The organism is Ruegeria sp. TASC047 (genome assembly GCF_059612445.1).
Genome location: NZ_JBXWQP010000019.1, coordinates 414,462 through 433,494 on the forward strand (window position 1 = coordinate 414,462; position 19,033 = coordinate 433,494).

At 57.7% G+C, this 19,033-nt stretch carries 16 protein-coding genes; 6 read left to right on the plus strand and 10 right to left on the minus strand.

Going from position 1 to position 19,033, the window contains the following annotated elements:
* Window positions 1–13: 13 nt before the first annotated feature.
* Window positions 14–322, plus strand: coding sequence for a putative quinol monooxygenase (locus tag AC2FLO_RS04600; RefSeq protein WP_496751562.1), 309 nt, complete (start codon window positions 14–16; stop codon window positions 320–322).
* Between the two features lies 1 nt (window position 323).
* Here the strand turns inward: AC2FLO_RS04600 and AC2FLO_RS04605 are convergent, their stop codons facing one another.
* The 4 genes from AC2FLO_RS04605 to hemB form a co-directional block, all read right to left on the minus strand.
* On the minus strand, window positions 324–719 hold the full coding sequence (locus AC2FLO_RS04605; protein ID WP_496751564.1) for an SgcJ/EcaC family oxidoreductase: 396 nt from the start codon (window positions 717–719) through the stop codon (window positions 324–326).
* Window positions 720–827: 108 nt separating this feature from the next.
* On the minus strand, window positions 828–3,290 hold the full coding sequence (locus tag AC2FLO_RS04610; protein WP_496751566.1) for a penicillin acylase family protein: 2,463 nt from the start codon (window positions 3,288–3,290) through the stop codon (window positions 828–830).
* Window positions 3,291–3,455: 165 nt separating this feature from the next.
* Complete coding sequence (locus AC2FLO_RS04615) at window positions 3,456–4,028, minus strand: lipid-binding SYLF domain-containing protein (protein WP_496751568.1); 573 nt, start codon at window positions 4,026–4,028, stop codon at window positions 3,456–3,458.
* Window positions 4,029–4,171: 143 nt separating this feature from the next.
* Complete coding sequence (gene hemB, locus AC2FLO_RS04620) at window positions 4,172–5,170, minus strand: porphobilinogen synthase (protein ID WP_496751569.1); 999 nt, start codon at window positions 5,168–5,170, stop codon at window positions 4,172–4,174.
* A 119-nt stretch (window positions 5,171–5,289) separates the two neighbouring features.
* Here hemB and AC2FLO_RS04625 point away from each other — a divergent pair, with 119 nt between their 5' ends.
* Window positions 5,290–5,814 (plus strand): component of SufBCD complex, encoded by a 525-nt coding sequence (locus tag AC2FLO_RS04625; RefSeq protein WP_480486469.1) that lies wholly within the window; start codon window positions 5,290–5,292, stop codon window positions 5,812–5,814.
* A gap of 21 nt (window positions 5,815–5,835) precedes the next feature.
* A complete protein-coding gene (gene mfd, locus AC2FLO_RS04630; RefSeq protein WP_496751571.1) occupies window positions 5,836–9,294 on the plus strand; it encodes a transcription-repair coupling factor in 3,459 nt (1,152 codons plus the stop codon).
* A gap of 144 nt (window positions 9,295–9,438) precedes the next feature.
* Here mfd and AC2FLO_RS04635 read toward each other — a convergent pair whose 3' ends face one another.
* The 4 genes from AC2FLO_RS04635 to AC2FLO_RS04650 form a co-directional block, all read right to left on the minus strand.
* Window positions 9,439–11,097: a hypothetical protein gene (locus AC2FLO_RS04635; protein ID WP_496751573.1), complete on the minus strand. Its 1,659-nt coding sequence runs from the start codon at window positions 11,095–11,097 to the stop codon at window positions 9,439–9,441.
* Window positions 11,098–11,154: 57 nt separating this feature from the next.
* Window positions 11,155–12,363 (minus strand): multidrug effflux MFS transporter, encoded by a 1,209-nt coding sequence (locus AC2FLO_RS04640; protein ID WP_496751575.1) that lies wholly within the window; start codon window positions 12,361–12,363, stop codon window positions 11,155–11,157.
* 76 nt (window positions 12,364–12,439) lie between these two features.
* Complete coding sequence (locus AC2FLO_RS04645; RefSeq protein ID WP_480584548.1) at window positions 12,440–13,099, minus strand: DsbA family oxidoreductase; 660 nt, start codon at window positions 13,097–13,099, stop codon at window positions 12,440–12,442.
* Complete coding sequence (locus AC2FLO_RS04650; protein ID WP_496751577.1) at window positions 13,096–14,613, minus strand: class I adenylate-forming enzyme family protein; 1,518 nt, start codon at window positions 14,611–14,613, stop codon at window positions 13,096–13,098. The genes AC2FLO_RS04645 and AC2FLO_RS04650 overlap by 4 nt, the downstream gene beginning before the upstream one ends.
* A 65-nt stretch (window positions 14,614–14,678) precedes the next feature.
* On the opposite strand from AC2FLO_RS04650, the gene AC2FLO_RS04655 reads away from it, so the two are divergent.
* Window positions 14,679–15,302 (plus strand): helix-turn-helix domain-containing protein, encoded by a 624-nt coding sequence (locus AC2FLO_RS04655; RefSeq protein ID WP_209503779.1) that lies wholly within the window; start codon window positions 14,679–14,681, stop codon window positions 15,300–15,302.
* Here AC2FLO_RS04655 and AC2FLO_RS04660 read toward each other — a convergent pair.
* Window positions 15,291–15,530: a hypothetical protein gene (locus tag AC2FLO_RS04660; protein WP_209503780.1), complete on the minus strand. Its 240-nt coding sequence runs from the start codon at window positions 15,528–15,530 to the stop codon at window positions 15,291–15,293. The genes AC2FLO_RS04655 and AC2FLO_RS04660 overlap by 12 nt on opposite strands.
* A gap of 325 nt (window positions 15,531–15,855) precedes the next feature.
* Between AC2FLO_RS04660 and AC2FLO_RS04665 the strand changes: the two genes are divergently transcribed.
* Window positions 15,856–15,996, plus strand: a complete 141-nt coding sequence (locus tag AC2FLO_RS04665) for a hypothetical protein (protein ID WP_496751579.1) — start codon at window positions 15,856–15,858, stop codon at window positions 15,994–15,996.
* Between the two features lie 88 nt (window positions 15,997–16,084).
* On the opposite strand, the gene AC2FLO_RS04670 is transcribed toward AC2FLO_RS04665, so the two are convergent.
* Window positions 16,085–17,902, minus strand: coding sequence for an extracellular solute-binding protein (locus AC2FLO_RS04670; protein ID WP_496751581.1), 1,818 nt, complete (start codon window positions 17,900–17,902; stop codon window positions 16,085–16,087).
* Between the two features lie 300 nt (window positions 17,903–18,202).
* On the opposite strand from AC2FLO_RS04670, the gene AC2FLO_RS04675 reads away from it, so the two are divergent.
* The gene (locus AC2FLO_RS04675; RefSeq protein ID WP_496751583.1) at window positions 18,203–18,976 is read left to right on the plus strand and encodes a 3-hydroxybutyrate dehydrogenase; all 774 of its coding nucleotides are present in this window, start codon (window positions 18,203–18,205) and stop codon (window positions 18,974–18,976) included.
* Window positions 18,977–19,033 lie beyond the last annotated feature (57 nt).

Sequence of the window (19,033 nt, forward strand, 5' to 3'; positions counted from 1 at the left end):
GAAATTGCGGAAGATGGCTGATACATTGGATCAAAGAGTATTCCTGACCGGATTTATTGATGTCTCGGCGGACCGCCTTGAAGATGTGCGCGCCGCTCTGCCCACGCATATCGCCCTCACAAAGGCGGAAGAGGGTTGCCTGTCGTTCGACGTTGTCGAGGATCAGATCACACCCGGACGGTTCACTGTTTCAGAGGTTTTTGTGAATCAGCACGCCTTTGATGCGCATCAGCAGCGGACGAAGGCATCCGAGTGGTTTCTGATTACACAGGGAATACCGCGGAGTTACACAATTGAAACCGCTGGCAAAAAGACGTCCTAAGTCACACGCCTTCAAGTTGTCGCTGTAAGTCATCGGTGTCGAACCAGCCTACTGACGACTGTACAAGATGATCGGGCGCAAGTTCCCATTCATCCCATCCGCGCGCGATAACATGGTTGCCGGTCTGAGCATGATGCCCCTCACGTGTCCAGACAAACAGGGCGTGAGAGCCAGCCCATCGCATCATGTCGCACCGCACTTCCAGATCCGGAAAATCGGCATAGACGTCTCGGGCCATTTCGGCAATCGCGGCACGCCCTTCGACAGGCTCACCCCGGTTAGTTGTGATCCGCCCGTCCGGCGCGAAAAAACTGGCAACGGCATCGGCGTCACCTGAACTCCAGGCGATTGCGTAATCCCGGGCAAGGTTGTTCAGAGTATCCCGAATGCTGGCCATAGTTTCCCCCTGGTCCGAAACAGTTCGCCCGGTGATGGTAGGCGAAACTGCCGCATGGCGTCCACGGTCCGGACAAAAAGGGGCGGGGAGTCGCCGAAACCCTGATGCTTAACGTGGGATCAGATTGGTCACTCCGACAGCAGCGGCGCGGGCAAGGTCAAGGTCCAGCGACATGGGAATATACTCGCCACGCCGCCACAGCTGCGCCTGATCGTCGTAATAGCGCGACAGGAAATGGCCCGATTGGCCGGTAGCGGTAATAAAGACCGAGCTGTTGGGATCGGCAAAGTCATACACACCGCGATACCCGGCCCCGTGCACATTCTGAAACGGGTCGAGCCCTTCGCCCGACGTGCGCCCGCGCAGCAAGGTGTTGTCGCCGCCACTGGTCGATTGGCGAATGTTCACAAAATACCGAAGTATAGGCACGTTCCCCAGAACCGGGTGGTCGTGGGTCGCCTGATGGGCATCACCCCAGCGCAGGGATTCCAGTGCGCTGCCGTAGCGTTCGGTGATCCAGATTAGCGCGTCATCCAGCGCAAGTCGTGCCATTTCGGTACAGGTTTCAACCGGCGCGCTTTGTCGTACATCGCACCAGACACCGGCGCCATCAATATCACGATAGACCCGTTCGATGAACAGGGGCTCGACGTGTTTGAATTCGCTGGCCAGCGGCCCAAGCTCGTCCGAAATCAGGCGGATCTGAAGCGCCCGCACCCAGGCTGCATAGATCAGCGGTTCGGGCAGGTGCTCGTTCATCTCGCCGTTCCAGTCCGCCAGCAGCGACAGCGCAATCTGGCGCTGTCGTTCGGGCGTCCCTTCAGGGGCCGAGGCACCGGTGTACCAAAGGTCAGCACCGATCAGCGGCAGCAGAGAGCGCGCGGTGAAACTGACCGTATCCAGTTGCGCCTCAATGAAACTGTCGCGGGTATGCACCTCACGCGATTGCATCAGGCGTTCCCAGCGATGTACGCGCTGAGTGTCACCCCACTCGTAGGACACATGATCCGGGAACGGGCGGTCGATGATCTTGTTGTTGGTGTTGCCCAGAACGCCACCGGCAGGGGCCACGAATTCCGGGTTGTTGGCGTAGGGCAGGCGGCCTTGCCAGCGGTTTGCTTCGATCCAGCCGGGTGTCGGAATGCGTCCGCGGCTTTGGTTTTGCAGATCACGCCGGGGCATGGCGCCAATCAGTTTCATCCCTATTGTCGTTTTGTCGACCAGTGACAGGTTTTGCGAGGGCGCAATGAATTGCCGCGCCACGGTTACGGCGTCCTGCACGTTGTCCGCGTTCATCAGGGCCATGGACGCCGTCATCGAAGTGTCTTGCGGGCTGAGCGCAGTCCAGGACAAAGACGCAACATGGCCGGGCGGTGTGATGGTTTCCAGCTTGTAATCCGTACCGGGCAACACTGGCCCGTTTTCAGTCCAGCGCAGCGTCAGTGTAACCGGAGCTTCCCCTTTGATTTCAATGATCGAAGGACGGGTCTGGAATTCCTTATAGCCATCCGGGGTCAGGTATTCTTCGGGGTTTTCCGGGTTCAGCTGCTCAATATGAATGTCCTGATCGTCAAGATAGGATGACGTCACCCCCCAACCCAACCGGTCACTGCGGCCGGTCATGATTGCGGGAATACCAGGGATCGAGGCCCCAATAACGCTTCCCTTTTCCAGACCAAGATGCGCCAGATACCACACGCCGGGTGCTGTGAAGCCGAGATGCGGGTCGTTGGCCAGCAATGTTCCACCGCTTGCCGAGCGCGAAGGCGCAGCAGTCCAGGCGTTTGATGCCCCCGCCAGCCCGCGTTTGGGAAGGGGTGACAGCAGCGTTTCAGGAAAACTCGTACCAGCGGCATAGTGTGGAAGGTTGGGAAACAGCGAAGCATATTCAGGCAGCGCGGCAATGCCGGGGCCGGGAACATCGGGCAGAATATCTGCCAGCCTGTCAGGATTGCTCAGCATCAAAGACGTACGCGCCCGGAGCACCTCGTCGGTCAGGTGACCGGACAGTTGCAGCGCCATAAGCTTGATCACGGCGATACTGTCACCCGGTTGCCAGGGCGAGACGGGTGCATTGAACAGGAACATCTCAGGCGCGCCGCGCCCCAAGGCCTCGTCGTTGATCTCGGTCAGGCGTGCGTTGACCCCGGCCGCATAAGCACGAAGGGCAGCCTTGGTATAGTCGTCCTGCACTTCGACCGAGCGATGGGCAAGGCCGTACAGATCCAGCCGGCGCAAAAGCTTGTCGACGCGCAGGGTGCGTGGTCCAAAGATTTCGGACAAGCGGCCCTGCGCGGTGCGGCGCATGACCGTCATCTGCCACAATCGATCCTGCGCGTGGGCATATCCAAGACCGAAAAACACATCTGGGTCATTTTGGCCCAGTATGTGCGGCACATTGGCGGTGTCGCGCACGATCTCAACCGGAGCGGTCAACCCGTTGACTTCGAGCGTCTGGTCATAATCCGGCAGGGATTGGCTGGCCAGAAAATAGACAAGGCCCATTGCGGCGAGGATCAGCATGATCAGACCCGACACGATGCGCACCAGCCAGCGGAAAACAAGACCCATTACTGCCCCAAATTCTAGTACATGAAGGTTGCGCGGAGATTAGTGGATGGCGGGTCCAACCGAAAGAGGAACGCGGCGAGAACCTGTGCAGAAAGGATGAAAACAAATACCCCACCGCAGCATTCCGCTGTGATGGGGTTTGTCAGAAGAAGTGGGAAGCCCGAGTTATGGAATAATGCGGGTATATTTTGTGCCTTCCACGGTCGCACCGACCTGAAGCCCAGCCTGTCCGAAGATGGCGGCCAGAACGGGCGAGCGCAGTGTCGTTGTGTCTGTCGACAGGGAATCGCCCTGATCGCTGACCACATAGCCAATATCTGCTCCGGCCGTCCAACCACTGGAGCGCCGGAAATCGTTCAGGGCATCTTCGGTCATGAAAAACAGAACATGCGCATATTGCTGCGCGCCGATCTGTAGCCCGGCCGTGCCCTTGACCGCCGAGTAAAAGTCAACTGTTGCACCGCTGATGCGCAGTGCGCCGCGACCGTAACCGCCACCGAACACGAAACCGGCTTCGGTAATCAACGGCATGACCAGCATGCCGTTGGCCTTGTTCGCAATTTCAACCGTGTTGGGATAGCGGCTGTACATCTCGGTCAGCGTGGCGTCGACACGGGCATCGATTGTTGCTGCGTTGGAATTGCCGACACCGTTGCCGCAGGCGGCGGTCAAGCTCAGACCTGCCATGCCCAAGGCAAAGCCGCGACGATTCAGTCGGGGGGAATTGGAACTGCTCATGGTTTTATATCTCTGTAACTGTGCCTGATATGCCGGGTGATCCCGGTCTTGGCGGCAAGGATACGCCGATCAGGGCGATGTGTCACGGGAAAGCTGCCCGATCGGGCAATCTTATCGGCGAAATATCGCGAAACTTGCGGGCTTTATCCCTGCAGGATGCGCGCAACCTGAGGAGAGAAATAGGTCAGAATTCCGTCGCATCCGGCGCGTTTGAAGGCCAGAAGGCTTTCCAGCATCACCTTCTCGCCATCGATCCAGCCGTTCTGGGCTGCGGCCTGAATCATCGCGTATTCGCCCGATACCTGATAGGCATATGTCGGCGCACCGAAACTGTCTTTCACGCGGCGGCAGATATCCAGATAAGGCATGCCCGGCTTGATCATCACCATATCCGCGCCTTCAGTCAGATCGCGTTCGATCAGGCGCAAAGCCTCGTCCGAGTTTGCGGGGTCCATCTGGTAGGTCTTCTTGTCGCCCGTCAGGGCCCCCGATGCGCCGACCGCGTCGCGGAAGGGTCCGTAGAACGCACTGGCATATTTTGCGGCATAGCTGAGGATCATCACGTTGTGATAGCCTGCACCTTCCAGCGCGCAACGCATTTCCCCGATCCGGCCATCCATCATGTCCGACGGGCCGATGATATCCGCACCGGCGTCGGCCTGTGCCAGCGTCATCTTTACCAGTGCCTCGACGGTCTGGTCGTTGACGATTTCGCCGTCAACGACATATCCGTCGTGACCGTTGATGTTATACGGGTCAAGCGCCACATCCGTCATTACGGCAATGTCCGGAGCCGCTGCCTTGATTGCCCGGATGGCCCGGTTTGACAGGTTGTCGGGGTTCCATGCCTCGGCGCAGTCTTCGGTTTTCAGTGCCGGGTCGGTGTAGGGAAAGATGCAAATCGCAGGAATCCCAAGGGCCTGGGCCTCGACCGCCGCTTTGGCAATCAGGTCAACCGATCTGCGAACCACACCAGGCATCGAGGGCACGGGCTCTTCAATGCCTTCGCCATCGCGTACGAAAACCGGCCAGATCAGGTCATCCGTTGTCAGAGTGTTCTCACGCACCAGCGCACGAATTGCCTGTGATTGACGGGCGCGGCGAAAGCGGGTCATGGGAAATGGGGCAATGGTCGGTTTCATGGCGCGTTCTCCTTGAACATTCGTGCATTGGGTGGCATGAATTCACAAAGGTCTCAAGGGTATCAATGGACGCGCGCCTAGATGGAACCCCCCTGAGTAGTGTGAATAAAGGGTTGGGTTTGGACTGGTACTCTTCGATCTTTGAACTCATCGATATGCGCAGCTTTTCGAATCTGTGGTTCTGGATCGTACTGGCGGTACTCTGGTCGTCGGCCAGCCACTGGGTGATGGGCATCCCATATGATCTGGTTGTCCGTGCTCGCCGGATCGGAGGTCAGGTCGAAACCGATCTGCTGGACATCGTTCGCATCCATACAAATCGGATTCTGCTGATTGTCGACATGTCTGGCACCATCCTTTTGGCGTTTGGGTGTTTCCTGTTTACCGGGATGGCCACGCTTGGATTCTATTATGACGTCGAATTCGCGCAGGCCCTGTTTTTGCTTTTGTTCCCAATGACCTTGGTGCTTTTGGTCAATATCGTGCATGCAAGGCGTCTTCGGCGGCAGGAATTGACGCTTGAAACAGTCTCAAAAACAATTTCCCGCTGCCGACTGTATACCCAGATCATCGGCATGATCTCGATACTGGTCACTTCGTTCTGGGGCATGTATCAGAACCTTTCGATTGGCGTTCTGGGATAGAAGATTCTGAAAGGCGAGGCGATGAAGGCTCCGAACCACGTGACAGTTGGCGGCGCCCCCGAAGGGTTTGACGCGCAGCTGGTGCTGAACGAGATTGCCCGTAGCAAGGGGCCGGTGGCCCATGTCGCACGCGATGACAAGCGGATGGAAGCGATGCGTTCCGCACTGGCGTTCTTTGCGCCTCAGATGCCTGTCTTTGTGTTTCCGGGCTGGGATTGCCTTCCTTATGATCGGGTCTCGCCCAATGCGGATATCTCGGCGGCGCGCGTCGCCACACTGGCGGCGCTGGTTCACCAGATGCCCCAACAGTATGTATTGCTGACCACGCTGAACGCCGCGACCCAACGCGTCCCGGCACGGGAGGTTTTGCGAGAGGCGGCGTTTACTGCCCGAGTTGGTCATCGCATAGATGAAACCGCTCTGCGAAACTTTCTGGTGCGTATGGGGTTCACACAAAGTCCAACGGTGATGGAACCCGGCGATTACGCCATCCGTGGCGGCATTATCGACATCTTCCCTCCGGGAGAGACGGGCCCGGTTCGGCTGGACCTCTTCGGTGACGTTCTGGACGGTGCGCGACGCTTTGATCCGGCGTCCCAGCGAACAACCGAAAAGCTGGACATCGTTGAACTTGCACCGGTGTCCGAAGTCATCCTGGACGAGGCCGCCATAACCCGGTTCCGTCAGAACTATCGCATCGAGTTTGGTGCCGCCGGTACAGATGACCCATTGTATGAGGCCGTAAGCGCGGGCCGCAAACATCAGGGGATCGAACATTGGCTGCCGTTCTTCCACGAAAAACTTGAGACGTTATTCGACTATTTGCCGGATGCGGTGATCACTGTCGATGATCAGGTGACGCCCGCGCGTCTGGCGCGTTGGGATACGATTGCCGATCAGTACGAAACCCGGCGACTGGCGCTGGAAAACCGATCCCGTATGGACACGGTCTATAAACCCACACCTCCGGGGTTGTTGTATCTTGACGATACCGCCTGGGAGGCGGCGGTCGCGGATCGTCGGGTTTTGCAGTTCAGCCCGCTGCCGCAAGCCTCTGGCCCCGGTGTCATAGACGCGGGCGGACGTATCGGACGCAACTTTGCACCGGAACGCCAGCAGGAAAGCATCAGCTTGTTCGGTGCTTTGGCCAGTCACATCACTGCAAAGCTCGACAAAGGACCGGTGCTGATCGCCTCATATTCCGATGGCGCGCGGGAACGCCTGACCGGCCTGATCGAAGACGAAGGGTTGGCCGAGGCGATACATGTGGCCAATGGCACCCGCATTGGAAAACGCGGCTTGCACCTTGCCGTCTGGGCGTTGGAGCATGGGTTCGAAACTCCTGATCTAACGGTGATCGCTGAACAGGATGTGCTGGGCGACAGGCTGATCCGTCAGCCCAAAAAGCGCCGCAAGGCCGAGAACTTTCTGACCGAAACCCAATCGCTCAGCCCCGGTGATCTGGTTGTACACGTGGATCACGGCATAGGTCGTTACATGGGCATGGAGGTCGTCACCGCAGCCGGTGCTGCCCATGAATGCCTGTTGCTGGAATATGCCGAGCAGGCAAAGCTGTACCTGCCGGTCGAAAACATAGAATTGCTGTCGAAATACGGACATGACGAAGGTCTGCTGGACCGTTTGGGCGGCGGTGCATGGCAGGCAAAGAAGGCCAAGCTGAAAGAGCGCATCCGCGAGATGGCCGATAAGCTGATCCGCATCGCCGCTGAACGCGCGCTGCGCAAAGCCCCGGTCATGGATCCGCCGCCCCACGCGTGGGAGGAATTCAGCGCGCGATTCCCGTATCAGGAAACCGAAGACCAGTTGCGGGCGATCTCGGATGTGATGGAAGATATCCATTCCGGCGCACCAATGGATCGTCTGATCTGCGGTGACGTTGGCTTTGGAAAGACCGAGGTTGCCATGCGTGCCGCATTTGTCGCAGCCATGTCGGGCGTTCAGGTTGCGGTTGTAGCGCCCACCACCCTGCTGGCCCGCCAGCATGCCGCGAGTTTCAGGGAACGCTTTCGGGGGTTCCCGCTGGAGGTGCGGCAATTGTCACGCTTTGTTTCGGCGAAAGAAGCCCAGCAAACCCGTGACGGGCTGGCCCGCGGGACAGTGGACATCGTGATCGGAACGCACGCGCTTTTGGCCAAGAACATACGGTTCAACAATCTGGGGCTTCTGATCATTGACGAGGAACAGCATTTTGGCGTGGGTCATAAGGAACGGCTGAAACAGCTGCGCTCAGACATTCACGTGCTGACCCTGACCGCGACACCGATCCCGCGCACGCTGCAGCTGTCGTTGACCGGCGTGCGCGACCTGTCGATTATCGGAACACCTCCAATCGACCGACTGGCAATCCGCACCTATGTCAGCGAGTTTGATGCAGTCACAATCCGAGAAGCGCTGCTGCGTGAACACTATCGTGGGGGGCAAAGTTTCTATGTTGTACCGCGCATCTCGGACCTGCCTGAGATCGAAGAATTTCTGAAAGACCAACTGCCTGAGCTCACTTACGTGGTTGCCCATGGCCAGATGGCAGCGGGTGAGCTCGATGATCGGATGAACGCGTTTTATGACGGCAAGTACGATGTGTTGCTGGCCACAACAATCATCGAAAGCGGGTTGGACATCCCGACCGCAAACACGATGGTCGTGCACCGTGCGGACATGTTTGGCCTTGCCCAGCTCTATCAGATCCGGGGGCGCGTTGGGCGCTCGAAAACCCGTGCTTATGCTTACCTGACCACTAAACCGCGCCAGAAACTGACTGCTGCCGCCGAAAAACGCCTGCGTGTTCTCGGCTCGCTGGACACGTTGGGGGCCGGCTTCACTCTGGCCTCGCAGGATCTGGACATACGTGGTGCGGGCAACCTGTTGGGTGAAGAACAATCCGGCCAGATGCGCGATGTCGGCTATGAGCTTTACCAATCCATGCTGGAAGAGGCGATTGCCAAGATCAAAGCTGGCGAGATGGAGGGGCTGTCAGATGCAGACGATCAATGGGCCCCGCAGATCAATCTGGGTGTGCCGGTTCTGATCCCCGAGAACTATGTGCCAGATCTGGATGTGCGTCTGGGACTCTATCGCCGTCTGTCATCGCTATCGACAAAGGTCGAACTGGAAGGCTTTGCTGCGGAATTGATCGATCGTTTTGGCAAATTGCCGAAGGAGGTGAATACCTTGATGCTGGTTGTGCGGATCAAGGCCATGTGTAAACGCGCCGGGATCGCAAAGCTCGAAGGCGGGCCGAAAGGCGCGACCATCCAGTTTCACAATGACAAATTCGCTTCGCCGCAGGGACTGGTTGAGTTCATTCAAAATCAACGCGGTATGGCCAAGGTCAAAGACAACAAGATCGTCGTGCGCCGGGACTGGAAAAAAGACAGCGACAAGATCAAAGGGGCTTTTGCAATTGCCCGCGATCTTGCTGAAAAAGTGGTCGCCGCGCAGAAAAAGGTTAAAGCAGGTTGAGATGTGAGAGGGGGCTCTGCCCCGCTGCGCGTTCCGCGCATCTCCCCCGGGATATTTACGGCCAGATGAAGAAGCGGATCCCTGCTTCATCTGGCTAAAAATATCCCCGCCGGAGGCATCGTGTGTCAGCACGATCAAGACATTTTAGCTACGCATTGCCGCCTGCGCACAGAAGCAGGACGCAGCTACCATCCGGTCGGCGCGGGCCAACGCAAGGTCGAGCCGCTGTTTGATCTGCAGGACTTCGACCTGTTCGCTGCGTGCCTTGAGGCAATCATAAAGGCCCTTCAAACTCCAGACGTTGTCAGGATGTATCGAGGCGCGACTTAGCGTGCCGCCCAAACCCAGATCTTCACGATAGACGTTTTCAGCTTCGGACAGTCGTCCTTGTTCGAAAAGAAGCGCCCCAAGCGCGTGGCGGGTCGGCTGCATCCATCCCCAGGGTTCGTCATAGGGCAAGGTATCGTCCAGCTCGACCGAGCGTCGCAGATGGGCAAAAGCGATTTCAAAGTTGCCCTTGCGGTACTCGATCTCACCGCGCAGCATTTCCCGTGCAATTTCCAGCAGGTCAATCACACGGTTGTTGTGCAGCCTGCGTGTTTCCGGAACGCATTCCTTGGCAGCAAGGAAAAGATTTTCTTCGGCCTCAGCATTGGCGATATCACCGGTTGCTGCATGAGCGATGGCGCGCGCGTAGTGCGTTGTGGCGGTCAGAGTGCGGAACAGGTCTGGATCTGAGGGCAGTTTCAGTGCCTTAGCCTCGTCCCAGCGGCCAAACCGGATCAGGATGTGAGGGCCCATGGACATGTAGCTTTCGAAGTAATCGGCCATCGGGGGGCTTTCGATACGCAGCAATTCTTCGGGCGTTGTATCCCACAATCCCTGATTGGCACGTAGGGCGGGTTCGATCTGTCCAAGAAAAAGCGCACCGTAGATGGCAAAGTGATAATTGTGCTGGCGATAGCCTGTATAAATGTTGAACGCGCCTTCGCGTTCGTAATATTTCAGGTCGGCTTCCGAGGCTTTTTCGTTCCAGTGCACAACGTTGTGGTAATGTCCGCAGAGCACATCGATATGTGTCGGCATATGTACCAAGTGGCCTGCATCCGGAACCAATGTGCGCAGGACATCCCCTGCTTTCAGGGCTTTTTCTGGTGTTGGAGACATCTCCATCAGATGAACATAGAGGTGCAGCAGGCCCGGGTGAGACATCGCAGACGGATCGTTCGCCATGGCCCATTCAAGCGCATCTTGCGCTTCCTTCGTTGCCGCGCCCTGGGCGGGTTGACCCGTTTCCAGATCCCACATTTTCCACGGTGTCAGGTTCAGCAGTGATTCGACATAGATGGTACGCAAGTCAAGGTGGTCCGGGTGCGCCGCAAATGCCGCGCGCATCGCGTCGGCAAAACCGTGGTCCCATTGGTGCATGTCCTCAACCGGACCGCGTTGCGGGTAACGCGCAGGCAAGGCCTGAATTAAGGCCTGTTCGACGGCAGTGCATCCTTCGAGCAGGCTAAGGGCTTTCTGCATCGCGTCGTAAGCCCGTGACAACGCTTCTTCCCGACCTCTCTCATCCAGCAGGTCCCAGGGGAGGTTGTAGTTTGGTCCGGCGGCATACGCGACACCCCAATGGGCCATCGCGCAGTTCGGATCATGCTCGGCCGCGCGTTGGAAACAGATAACCGCTTCTTCGTGATTGTAGCCGTATGTCCAGTTCAGCCCTCGGTCGAACCACAGCTGAGCTTCGGGACTGGAAGTGGAAACTGGGCAGGAATAGCTGCCCAGATCGTAGTAATCGTTCATCGCAGTTCCTCCCGTAATTTCAGGGTAGGATAGCGTGATTCACCCGCAATTCACAGGTCAGGCAGGCAGCCTTTCTTCGATGCGACCCATGTGGATCATCAGGCCAAACGCCAGAACGCACATACTCAGGATGCCAATTGTCAAGGGCGCGATGGACCCGTTGAACAGAAGCCCGATCGGGGCGGCGATTGCCGCAGCCAGTACTGTTGAGATCGACCCGACAACCGACGCGGCCATGCCCGCAATGTGGCCCATGGGTTCCATGGCAATGGCATTCAGATTGCCGATGGTTACACCAGCCATGAAAAAGACCATCGTCTGCCAGAAGACAAACAGGGCAAATGACATCGCGGGCGAAAGGTTCGCCATGTTCAGGATGATGACGACAGACGTGATGGCAATCTGCGCGCCGAAGGCAAAAGTCACCATCCGGCGCATCCCGACACGCACCACCAAAGCCGCGTTCAAAAGGCTGGCCGAACCCGACATCAGGGCGACAAATCCGAACCAGAAGGGAAAGCTGTCGGCCCGATCATGGATCACGTCATAGACCGGTTGCACCATAGTCAGCATGGTGAACAAGGTCCCCATGCACAAGGTCTGCACAAGGATGGACAGGCGCACAGTGGGATGGGCAAACATTTCGTTCACGGCCGCAATCATCAGATGCAGGCGAAAGGGGCGGCGGTTCTCGACGGCCAGGGATTCGGGCAGTCGTGTGCTCATCCACATCACGACGATCAGGGCAAACAGTACGAAGGAGATGAATATCCCGCGCCAACCGAAGAGGGCAATAACGCCCGCGCCCAGCATCGGGGCCGCTGCTGGTACCAAAGTGAATATCATCATAGCGATTGAGATGATGCGCGCCATTTCCCGGCCCGAATACAGGTCACGGATGATGGCCATCGCCACGACACGTGGCCCGGCAGCGCCCAGACCCTGCACAACACGCGCAATCAGTACCAGCTCCAGCGAAGAACTGGCCCAGGCCACAGCCGAAGCCGCAATGTACAAAAGCGCACCGCAAAAGATCACTGGCTTGCGCCCCAGCGCATCCGATAGCGGGCCGGTAAAGAATGTACCGATACCCATTCCCAGAACGAAGGATGTCAAGATCAGTTGGGCGCGATTGACGTCATCAGGGCTAAGCTGCGCGCCGATTTCAGGCAGGGCGGGCAGCATTGAATCGATCGAAAACGCGATAGTGGCGAACATCATTGCGATCAGCGCAATGAATTCCGCCTTCGACATGCGGTTGGCCATGAAGCACTCCTAACCTGTTCGCGCTATCATGGCGGGTCAGGTTAGACCAGACTGGAAATTCGCACAGACCTCTGTGCTATTCTGCAGGATAAGTGTCAAGTTGAGACATGATTTCAGCGATCACTTTCTCCCACATTTCAGGCGGTTGAGCACCCGGAACGGCATGTTGATTGGCAACAATGTAGGTCGGGACCGAACTGACGCCCATTTCACGAGAATGAGTATCGCGGTTGCGAATATCCTCGCGATCAGCGTCGGATTTCAGCAGCTTCATGACCACCGCAGCGTCCATTCCGGCACTGTCTGCAATGTCGGACAGGACCTCGGGGTCGCCGATATCGCGGGCCTGAACGAAGTAGGCATCGAACAGCGCATCGACGACAGCATTCTGTTTGCCTTCGATCCCGGCCCAATGGATCAGGCGATGTGCATCCAGCGTATTAGGTGTGCGTTTCATGCCTTCGAAGTCAATCTTCAGACCGGCGTTTTCAGCGTGTTCAACCACGGGCGCATAAGCACGTACGGCACCGTCCTTGCCACCGAACTTGCGTTCCAGATATTCGCGACGATCCATACCTGCGTCCGGCATATCAGGGTTCAACTGAAACGGATGCCATTCGATGACAAAAGGGTGCTCGGGCACATTGGCCAATGCTTTGTCCAGATGCGTTTTGCCGATATAGCACCACGGGCAGATCGGATCGGACAGGATGTCGAGCTTGACGGTCTGGGTCATGTGGCTGGTGCCTCGAAATAGGCCGGCAACGCCCGGCGCAGGAGTTTGCCATTGCCACCGGTGGGCAGCGCAGACAGGTGGATGAAGGCGCGTGGTTGTTTGTAACGTGCCAAGTTTGCCTCGACATAGGTGCGCAGGGCTGCATCGTCCAGCTTTTCCGGGCCGGTATAGAAGGCTGCTATCACAAATGTGTCCGGTTTGACCTCGACCGCGGCCGCGCCGACCTGCGTGATGCCGGGAAAACGGGACAGGGCGGCTTCGACCTCGACCGGGGACACGCGGTAGCCTCCGGCATTCATCATGTCGTCGTCCCGGCCCAGATAACTGATCTGGCCGTCCACTGCCATTGCCCCTTGATCTCCGGTCAGGAACCATTCGCCTTGCATCCGGGTTTCAACTTCATCCGGTGCATTGAGGTAGGTCAGCATCAATCCAGGGTCAGAGCGGTGAATGGCGATGGTGCCTTCTTGCCCCCGCGGCACCGGGCCGTCCGGGCCCAGAATGGCCAAGCGACGGCCCGGTTGCGGGTGCCCCAATGCGTCGCCGCGTGCGGGATGGGCCGGGCTGGAGGATATGAAGGTCGAGCATTCAGACATGCCATAGGCTTCGAACAATTCCGTACCGGTGGCGCTTAGCCATTTCTCGTGCAGTGCGCGCGATAGCTTTTCCCCCGCGCATAAACCGTGGCGCAGGTCAGGTAAGCTGATTTGCTCATACTCTTGCACCAATTTGCGAAAGACCCCCGGTGCCGCGGCAAAGATCGTTGCGCGATGCTGGCGGAGCAGAGCGGGCAGGGCGGAGATGTCCGTGCCCGGTTCCGGGATCAAGGCGGTTGCGCCGATGGTCCACGGGTCCATCAGCCCGGTGCCAAGTGTATAGGTCCAGTTGAACGCCCCGGCGTGACACAGCCGATCGGACGCGCGCAGACCATACCAACCATGGACCATCATCTGCCGCGCCCAGATTGCCCGATGGGCGTGGGCCACGGCACGCGGACTGCCCGACGTTCCCGAGGTGTAGACGACATATGCCATGCGCTCGGGGTCGCCCAGGTCATAGCTGGCGGGAGGAATGTCGCGCATGGCCTTTAATGCATCCAACTCGATCTGTCTGGGATGAGGTGCGCATGAGACAGCGGGATCACGAAGAACCGCAGCCGGGGACAGATCGTCGATCATTCTGGCGGTTTCGGGTTCCGTCAGTTGCGACGAAGTCGGCACCGGAATGATACCCACTGAAATCGCGCCCAGATAGGCAATCGGGAAATCCACCGTATTGCCGAGCCGCATCAGAACGGTATCGCCGGGTGTCAGACCTGATTGCAGCAACCCCGCGCCTGTGCCCAACACGGCAGATTGCAGGTCGCGATAGGTCCAGTCCTGCGCGCCGTGGGGCATTAGTACCGACAGGGCCACTTTGTCAGGGACCTGATCGGCGCGGCCAAGGACATGCGCCGCCAGATTGAACGGTGCGGGGCAGGGCGCGGGCGCCCCCTGATCGAAGACAGATAACATGGCCATTGGCTAACGCGGTGTCTGGCGCGTTGCAAGCGCGGCTGGCCAAGCCTATAGAGAATGGCATGAGCACCCAAGATCCCAAATCCCTGATCCGAATTGCCCGCGATTCCGGCGATCACACCGAAGTTGAACCGCTGGACCTTGGCGCGCGCGTGCGCGAATTGCGAAAAGCGCGGAAATGGACGCTGGAGCAGGCCGCCAGTCAGGCCGGTTTGGCCCGTTCGACGCTCAGCAAGATCGAGAATGGGCAGATGTCACCTACCTATGACGCGCTCAAAAAGCTTGCGGTTGGGTTGGAAATCTCGGTGCCTCAGCTTTTCACACCGCCGCAGCGGGACCAGGTCATCGGACGGATGGCGATTACCCGGATGGGCGAAGGGGCGGCCCACGCGACAACGACCTACGAGCATGAGTTGCTGGCCGAAACCCTGACCAAGAAGCACATGCTGCCCTACCGTGCGCGGGTTCGGGCGCGATCCATGGACGAATTCGACGGCTGGGTGCGCCACGATGGCGAAGAGTTCATGTATGTTCTGACCGGTGTTGTCCGGCTTTATACCGAATTCTATGAGCCGGTTGAAATGCGCAGGGGTGACAGCGCCTATTACGATGGCAGCATGGGCCACAACGTAATCTCCGTCAGCGACGAAGACGCGACAATCCTTTGGGTAACATCACTTGCTTAGCGACGCGCGGCAGAATTCTCTGTTCAGACCTTCGGTGAACAGGAAATCTTCGACCTCTTCATGAGCTTCGTTCATGGTCAACTGGTGACGCTCTGCCAGATAGGCTTCGAACCCTTTACGGTCTTTTGATACGCGCATCATGTCCTGGTCACGCAAATTCGGAAAACGCCGCTTTGCACGCGCGTAGGCCGCATTCCAGTCTTGTGTCAGATCCGTCCAGTTCATCATGTATGAGCTTTCCTTATGTAGCGATTAGGACTGCTCTCCCCCTCTTTAGGGTACGTAATGGGTGCCGTTAGGGAAGACATGACAAAATGTCGCAGCATGTCTCGGCATTCCTTTTACAAGATTGTGCCTCTGCAATACCTGCCACAACAGGGCGGCAGGCTCGAAACTGTTGAAAGTACCTGCGGATCAGGAGGCCTGTTTGGTGCGGAACCGGGTATTCCCGGCGCGCAGGTTGTAAAGGCGACCTCCATCTTTGGGCAATGTCTAACTACCGCGATTCAATGCAACTTTTGACGTTGACCGAAGCAGGCTGAAGGAGCGTCTCATGAGATCGACCGGCATCCGATATGGCCTGCATGTGAGGCTGCGACCTGCTGTCGCCAAACGTATCCCTGAGTGTGATGGCCATGTGCTGATTTCCGCCGACAAGCGTAGTTTTCCGGGGCCAATCGTGCAGGAAGCGTAAAGGAATCGCGTATTTCAAGGGGTCCGCCAACACCCCGCGGTGAACAGCCGGTGTAGTGCAAAGCCCGGCTGTCCTGATGTTCAAGTGATTACCTGGCGTCGTACCACCACACTTCCGGCATGTATTGTGGTCCGTCGCCATAGATTGGCACAGTCTCAGGGAACTTGAGCTCGCGGATGTGGGCAATCCGCCCGACATCAAAACTCCAGATCGGGATGACATAGCGACCAGCCGTCAGAACCCGGTCAAGTGCGCGGGTTGCAGCAGTGAAATCTTCACGTGTTTCCGAGACAAGCATGGCGTCAATCATCGCATCAACAGCGGGCGAGGCCACGCCCATGAGGTTGCGTGTACCGGGTGTGTCCGCGTTCTCGCTTCCCCAATACAAACGCTGTTCGTTGCCGGGAGACAGTGAAAGAGCACGCCGGAAGGGCGTAACATCAAAATCCAGTTCCCCGGTGCGCCCTACATACTGCGCGTTGTCGACCTGCTCCGTCGTAACCTGAATGCCAAGCCGTTCCAGAGCGCGGGAATAAATCTCGACCACCGACGCCATCTCGCTATCCCCCTGCTGTAGCAAGACCGTCATTTTGAACGGGTCACCATTCGTGTTGCGCAGGACCCCGTCCTGAACGGTCCAGCCCGATTCGGTCAGCAGTTTGGTGGCTTTGCGAATATTTGCGCGGTTGCGGGCTGAACCGTCGCCCTTCGGCAGTTCATACCCTTCCAGCGAGCCGGGGATCAGATCCGAGGCATAGGGTTCCAACAGGGCTTTTACCTGCCCTTGGGCCGGTCCGGGCTGCATGGCCAGGTCTGAGCCCGAGAAGTAGGACGTAATCCTTGGCTGCGCCCCACCAGTGATCGTGTCGTTGATGAATTCGAAATTGAAGGCCAGGGTCAGGGCCTCGCGAACGCGCCAGTCGTCGAACGGGGCTTTGCGGGTGTTCATCACGAACCCGGTCATGCCTGACGGTTTGCCATGCGGTATCTCGGTCTTGATGACATCACCGCGCTGAACGGCGGGGAAGCTGTATTGCGTGTCCCATTTGTCGCCGTTGAACTCACGCACCGCTGACAGCTCACCAGCTTTGAAGGCCTCGAACAGAACGCTGCCGTCGCCGTAGAACTCGATCCGCATTTCATCCAGATTCATGGTACCGCGACGGAACGGGATATCCTGCCCCCAATACTCAGGGTTGCGACGAAGGTTCACATAGCGCCCCGCCTCGTAGCTATGGATCACATAGGGGCCGGTACCGATTGGGACATCGTGCAGGGCGGCGTCGGCAAAATCCTTGTCCTGCCACTGCGCCTTTTGCAGAATCGGACGCATCCCTGCGAGCAGGGCAAGTTCGCGATCAGGCACGTTGAAAGTAATCCGAACCGAACGCGGGCCAGTCTGTTCGATCCTGTCGATTTTGTCCCAAAAACCGCGATAGCGCAGATGCCCCTGAGTGCCGAGCGTCTCATATGACCAAATCACGTCGTCAATCGTGACCGGGCTGCCGTCAGAAAACCGGGCCTCTTCCCGCAGGGTAAATTCAACCCACGACCGGTCCGGCGCCGTCTCAACTGATTCGGCTAACAGCCCGTAAAGTGAGAAAGGTTCGTCCCAGGATCGCCCCATCAGACTTTCATGGGTCCAAAATGGCAATTGCCAAGGCGAGGTGCCTTTTTGCAAAAACGGGTTCAGGCTGTTATAGCCGCCGGTATTTCCGAAAACGACTTTGCCGCCTTTGGGGGCATCGGGGTTGGCATAGGGTAGGGACACAAAATCCGGTGGTAGGGCCGGGTCCCCATACATAGCTATGCCATGTGACGATTCTGCATGGGCGACAGAGATCATGAAAATGCTTGCGATTCCCGCCGCAAGTGGTCGAAACGGTCGGAGAAAATCCGGGCTCATTTTGGAAACAATCCTGCTCTGGCCTTATTTTGTTGGGATTCACCGTAGTGATGATTTTTCATATTATCAAACTTTTAGCTTGGACGAAGGCGTGGAATTGCTTATAAAGGATGCACTGCTCGATAGGTTTCTTGCCTGTATGAAACCTGCCTCAATAACTTAACGCCCGCTTCGTGCGGGCGTTTTTTTTGGCTGCTTGAGAAGTGTCAGGCTGGGATTTCAGGCAGGTGTGTTTCCCCGTTTTCTTTGCAGGTGCAGCATGGCATTGTGCACCAAATCATCGCTTCAGGGAGAACGGTCATGAGCCTTTCCGGCAAAACAGCAATCATCACGGGGTCTAATTCTGGCATCGGACTGGGGGTCGCGCGCGAGCTGGCGAAGGCCGGAGCTGATGTTGTCCTGAATTCCTTTACGGACCGAGACGAAGATCACGCGCTGGCCGCTGAGATTGCCAAAGAGACCGGAACCAAAGCGCGTTACATCAAGGCGGACATGTCAAAAGGCGAAGAGTGCCGGGCGCTGATTGAGCAGGCCGGAGCTTGCGACATACTTGTGAACAACGCGGGCATTCAGTTTGTGTCCCCGATCGATCAGTTTCCGGCGGAAAAATGGGATGCGATTATTGCGATCAACATGAACTCGGTCTTTCACACGACCGCTGCCGCACTGCCGATGATGCGCAAGGCGGGTTGGGGTCGTATCGTGAATATCGCCTCGGCCCACGGCCTGACGGCGTCGCCATTCAAGGCAGCCTATGTTGCCGCCAAGCACGGGGTGGTGGGGATGACCAAGACCGTTGCGCTGGAAACCGCGCAAGAACCTATCACCTGCAACGCCATTTGCCCGGGCTATGTGCTGACACCCCTGGTCGAGGCCCAAATCCCGAACACGATGAAAGAATACAATATGAGCCGCGAGGAGGTTGTAAAAAACGTGCTTCTGGAACGGCAACCTTCCAAGGAATTCGCCACGGTTGAGCAACTGGGCGGGACAACCATTTTCCTGTGCTCGGACACGGCGGCGCAGATCACGGGAACCACGATTTCTGTCGATGGCGGCTGGACCGCCTTGTGATTGGCCTTGGGGGCGCTGCCCCCAAACCCCCGGAGTATTTCTGAAAAGATGAAGGGT

What these genes read in the sequence shown, in the direction of transcription:
- mfd (WP_496751571.1), top strand. Translation starts at nt 5,836, where the DNA reads ATGAAGGCTCCGAACCACGTGACAGTTGGCGGCGCCCCCGAAGGGTTT.
- hemB (WP_496751569.1), bottom strand. Translation starts at nt 5,170, where the DNA reads ATGAAACCGACCATTGCCCCATTTCCCATGACCCGCTTTCGCCGCGCC.
- AC2FLO_RS04675 (WP_496751583.1), top strand. Translation starts at nt 18,203, where the DNA reads ATGAGCCTTTCCGGCAAAACAGCAATCATCACGGGGTCTAATTCTGGC.
- AC2FLO_RS04655 (WP_209503779.1), top strand. Translation starts at nt 14,679, where the DNA reads ATGAGCACCCAAGATCCCAAATCCCTGATCCGAATTGCCCGCGATTCC.
- AC2FLO_RS04615 (WP_496751568.1), bottom strand. Translation starts at nt 4,028, where the DNA reads ATGAGCAGTTCCAATTCCCCCCGACTGAATCGTCGCGGCTTTGCCTTG.
- AC2FLO_RS04610 (WP_496751566.1), bottom strand. Translation starts at nt 3,290, where the DNA reads ATGGGTCTTGTTTTCCGCTGGCTGGTGCGCATCGTGTCGGGTCTGATC.
- AC2FLO_RS04665 (WP_496751579.1), top strand. Translation starts at nt 15,856, where the DNA reads ATGAGATCGACCGGCATCCGATATGGCCTGCATGTGAGGCTGCGACCT.
- AC2FLO_RS04635 (WP_496751573.1), bottom strand. Translation starts at nt 11,097, where the DNA reads ATGAACGATTACTACGATCTGGGCAGCTATTCCTGCCCAGTTTCCACT.
- AC2FLO_RS04670 (WP_496751581.1), bottom strand. Translation starts at nt 17,902, where the DNA reads ATGAGCCCGGATTTTCTCCGACCGTTTCGACCACTTGCGGCGGGAATC.
- AC2FLO_RS04650 (WP_496751577.1), bottom strand. Translation starts at nt 14,613, where the DNA reads ATGTTATCTGTCTTCGATCAGGGGGCGCCCGCGCCCTGCCCCGCACCG.
- AC2FLO_RS04660 (WP_209503780.1), bottom strand. Translation starts at nt 15,530, where the DNA reads ATGATGAACTGGACGGATCTGACACAAGACTGGAATGCGGCCTACGCG.
- AC2FLO_RS04645 (WP_480584548.1), bottom strand. Translation starts at nt 13,099, where the DNA reads ATGACCCAGACCGTCAAGCTCGACATCCTGTCCGATCCGATCTGCCCG.
- AC2FLO_RS04605 (WP_496751564.1), bottom strand. Translation starts at nt 719, where the DNA reads ATGGCCAGCATTCGGGATACTCTGAACAACCTTGCCCGGGATTACGCA.
- AC2FLO_RS04640 (WP_496751575.1), bottom strand. Translation starts at nt 12,363, where the DNA reads ATGGCCAACCGCATGTCGAAGGCGGAATTCATTGCGCTGATCGCAATG.
- AC2FLO_RS04600 (WP_496751562.1), top strand. Translation starts at nt 14, where the DNA reads ATGGCTGATACATTGGATCAAAGAGTATTCCTGACCGGATTTATTGAT.